The organism is Micromonospora sp. D75, from assembly GCF_018070405.1.
Classification (GTDB): domain Bacteria; phylum Actinomycetota; class Actinomycetes; order Mycobacteriales; family Micromonosporaceae; genus Micromonospora; species Micromonospora chalcea.
Genome location: NZ_JAGPXV010000617.1, coordinates 1 through 3,539, shown reverse-complemented (window position 1 = coordinate 3,539; position 3,539 = coordinate 1). Strand labels below are relative to the sequence as shown.

Below are 3,539 nucleotides of genomic sequence, written 5' to 3'. Positions count from 1 at the left end.
GGGTGTGGTTCGAGTCGTGGGCGCTGACCGCGTACGCCGACCGGATCGGCGCGGACCTGGCGGTCCGCCGCTGGTGGCCACCGATGCTCCGGCCACACCTGGCGGTCCGGGACCGGGCCGTGCTGCGACCCGGACGTCCGCCGCTGACGCTGACCCCGGTCGAGGCCGAGCTGCTGCGCGCGGCCGACGGGCGGCGCCCCGCCGCCGACCTGGTCGCCGACCCGGCGATCGGGCTGCGCCGCCCCGAGGACGGCTACGCGCTGCTCGACCGCCTGGTTGAGCGCGAACTGATCACCTGGGACGCGGCCCTGCCGGTGAGCCCGGACGCCGAACGGGTGCTGGCCGACCGGATCGAGGCGATCGGTGACGAGCCGGCCCGCGCCGCCGCCCGCGCCGGGTTCGACCGGCTGCGCGCCGCGCGCGACGAGGTGGCCGCGGCGGCCGGGGACGCGGAGCGGCTGCGCGCCGCGCTGGACGCGCTCGACGCCACGTTCACCGAGCTGACCGGCGTGCCCGCGGTACGCCGGGCCGGACAGATGTACGCCGGGCGCACGGTCTGCTACGAGGACAGCGCCCGGGACCTGGACGTGGTCTTCGGCGCGCCGCTGCTGGCCGAGCTGGCCGCCCCGCTGGACGTGCTGCTGCGCGCCGCCCGCTGGCTGGCCAACGCGCTCGCCCGCGCCTACCTCGACGTGCTGCGCGGCCTGTACGAGGAACTGCGCGCCGAGTCCGGCGGCCCGGTGCCGCTGGCCGACCTGTGGTTCCTGGCTCAGGGCATGTTCTGGGGCGACGGCGAGCGGCCCGTCGACGCGGTGGCGGCGGAGTTCGCCGCCCGTTGGTCCGGGCTGTTCGGCCTGGACACGCTGCCCGCCGGCAGCACCGACGTACGGCTGCGCGCGGCCGACCTCGCCGACCGGATCGACGCGGTGTTCCCCGGCGCCGGCCCGGAGTGGTCCAACGCCGCCATCCACAGCCCCGACCTGCAGATCTGCGCCACCGACGCGGACGCGCTGCGGCGCGGCGACTACACCGTGGTGCTCGGTGAGCTGCACGCCGCCTGGTCGTCGTTCGACTGCGCCGTGTTCACCCCGTCGCACCCGGACGTGGAGCGGCTGCGCGACGCGCTGGCGGCGGACCTCGGGCAGCGGCGCGTCCGGTTGCTGTTCCCGGCCGACTGGCCGCGCCGGACCAGCCGTACCGCCGAGTCGCTGACCGGCCCGACCGACCGGCACCTGGCGTTCCTCGACGCGCCCGGCGCCGACCCGGCCCGCGTGCTGCCGACAGTGGACCTGGTCGTCGACGACGTCGACGGCGAACTGGTGGCGACCGCCTCGGACGGGCAGCGCTGGCCGCTCACCGAGATCTTCGCCGAGCCGTTCAGCGCGCACGCCGTGGACGGCTTCAAGCTGGTCGCCGCCGCGCCGTACACGCCCCGGATCACCGTGGACCGGCTGGTGCTGGCCCGGCAGACGTGGCGGACCACAGTGGGCGACAGCGGCCTGGCCGTCCCGAACGGGGAGCGCGAGCGCTTCCTCGCCGTCCGGGACTGGCGCCGCCGCCTCGGCCTGCCCGAACAGGTGTACGTCAAGTTCGGCACCGAGACCAAGCCCTGCTTCGTCGACCTGTCCGCGCCGGCGTTCGCCACCACGCTCTGCGCGATGGCGCGCGCCGCCCGGGTCGACGGCGGCGACGACGTCTCGTTCACCGTCAGCGAGATGCTGCCCGCCCCGGAGCAGGCGTGGGTGCCCGACGGACAGGGCCGCCGCTACTTCAGCGAGCTGCGCCTGCACATCACCGACGCCCGGCGGGAGGACCACCGGTGAGCCATCTGGTGCCCCTGGGCGACACCGGCTGGTCGGTGTGGCGTGACGTGGTCCTGCGGACCGCCGGTTTCCCGGCCGCCGGGCTGGACCGGTTCGCCGCGCCGGACTGCGCCGCCGTCGCGGACGCGCTGCTCGCCGGCGACACCGGCGCCGAGGTGTTCGACAAGACGCTGCGCGAGGCGTTCGCCGAGTCCTCCGCGGTGGCCGGCGAGCTGGCCGCCGACCCGCTGCTGCGCGAGGCGGTGACCTGGCAGAACCCGGACATGCTGATCGCGCTGGACGGGCTGCTGCGCACCGACCCGCAGGTCCGCAACGTGCGCCGCCGCAAGCGCGAGCTGAGCCTGCTGCGCTACTGGCAGCGCTACTGCGGCAAGGCCGAGACCATCGGCTTCTTCGGGCCGGTGTGCTGGGGCACCGTGGCACCTGGTGCGCCCGGCGTCACCGCCGTGCCCGGCCCCGGACTGCTCCGCCGCCGCGCCGTCCACCTCGAACACTGGGCGCTCGCCGCGTACGCGGACCGGCTGGCCGCCGACCCGCCGGTCCGGCAGTGGCTGGCCCCGGTCCGGGCGCCGCACGTCCACCTGGCGGACCGGGTCGTGCACCGGCCGGCCCAGCGCCCGGAACCGGTGTCGCTGAGCGAGTCGATCGCGCTGTGCCGGTGCGACGGCACCCGCCCGGCCCGGGACGTCGTCGACGACCTGGTGCGCGACGGGCAGACCGGCGTGCGCCGCGCCGCAGAGGGGTTCCTGCTGCTCGCGCAGCTCGTCGAGCGAGGGCTGCTGCGCTGGGACTTCGACCTGCCGCAGGGCTTCGCCGCGCAGGAGCACCTGCGGGAGCGGATCGCCGCGATCGGTGACCGGGAGTGCCGCGCGCGGGCGCTGGCCGGGCTGGACCGGCTGGCCGCCGCCCGCACCCGGGTCGCCGACGCCGCCGGTGACCCGGCCGCCCTCACCGCCGCGCTGTCCGCGCTGGACGCCGAGTTCACCGCGCTCACCGGGTTGCCGCCGCGCCGCCGGGCCGGGCAGAACTACGCCGGGCGGGCGCTGTGCCACGAGGAGACCGCACGCGACGTGGACCTCACCGTCGGCGGCGGCCTGCTCGACTCCCTGGCCCCGGCGCTGGACCTGCCGCTGCGGGCGGCGCGCTGGCTCACCGCCGAACTGGCCACGGCGTACGGCGACGCGCTGCGCGACCTGTACGACGACCTCGGCGGCGACGGGCCGGTCCGGCTCGGTGACCTGTGGTTCGTCGCGCAGGGGCCGCTGTTCGGGCCCGGTGACCGGCCGGTGGACCGGGTCGCGGCAGAGTTCGCCGCCCGCTGGGAGCGGGTGCTCGGACTGGCCGGACTGCCCGCCGGGACGTCCCGGGTGGAGTTCGGCGCGGCCGAGCTGGCGCCCCTGGTGGACGACGCGTTCCCGGCCGGCCGTCCCGGCTGGAGCGCGGGCCGGGTGCACAGCCCCGACCTGCAACTGTTCGCCGAGTCACCCGAGGCGCTGGCCGCCGGCGAGTTCGGGGCGGTGCTCGGCGAGCTGCACGCCGCGTACGCCACGTTCAACGCCGAGCTGTTCACCCACTGCCACCCCGACGTGGACCGGCTGCGGCGCGCGTACGCGGCCGACCTGGGCCCGGGACGGCTGCGCCCGCTCTACCCGGTCGACTTCCCCCGCGTCGGCGGGCGGTTGTCCGCGTCCCTGCACGGGCCGGACGACCACCGGC

2 protein-coding genes are annotated in these 3,539 nt (G+C 76.9%); both read left to right on the top strand.

All coding sequences use genetic code 11. From position 1 onward, the window contains the following. Window positions 1-1,823: lantibiotic dehydratase (locus KBX39_RS26540; RefSeq protein WP_210873070.1), on the top strand; the 1,823-nt coding region annotated here is incomplete at its 5' end. Further along, a partial coding sequence (locus KBX39_RS26535) for a lantibiotic dehydratase (protein WP_210873068.1) occupies window positions 1,820-3,539 on the top strand: 1,720 nt, incomplete at its 3' end. The genes KBX39_RS26540 and KBX39_RS26535, both read left to right, overlap by 4 nt.